The following is a 507-nucleotide window of genomic DNA, read 5'->3' on the forward strand; positions in this document are numbered from 1 at the left end:
TCCTATTGTTCACTTTTATCAACCAATATGACTATAAATTTTAAATTATTTTAGCTGCGTGTAATGCCTTATATACCTATGTTTTGCCCATAATTTTTATATTCTAAACAATGACTTTGTTCATTTTAAACATGATATATAAACACCCCTTAGATATGAATATTCATGACACTCAATAAATTAAAAGGCATAACCTCTTGTTCATTAAGCGGTTATGCCTTTTATTGTGTTTTAGCAGTCTATTTCATGCAAATCACACTCTAATTAAATTTATTAAATTGACTCAATTTCATATTTAATTTTGCTACTTAGCAGTTGATTTCGTTGCAATATGTTTTAAAATTTCATCTGTTAATGCTTTTACACCTGAAGGCTCTAAATGAATACCATCTGGTGCAAAGTACTCGCTATGGCCTTTCGAACGTTGATACCAATCAATCAATGTTACATTATGATGCTTTTTAGCTGCGTCTGACATAACTTGGTTGACATGACCTTCATAGCTTT

Annotated in this window: 1 pseudogene; it reads right to left on the bottom strand. The window is 30.2% G+C overall.

Features of this window, described 5'->3' with window-relative positions:
* Window positions 1-304: 304 nt before the first annotated feature.
* Window positions 305-507 (bottom strand): annotated as a pseudogene (locus ACIY19_RS10905) (hypothetical protein); the annotation flags it as partial.

It is taken from the genome of Streptococcus sp. ST14 (genome assembly GCF_046098195.1).
In the GTDB taxonomy this organism is placed as follows: Bacteria; Bacillota; Bacilli; order Lactobacillales; family Streptococcaceae; genus Streptococcus.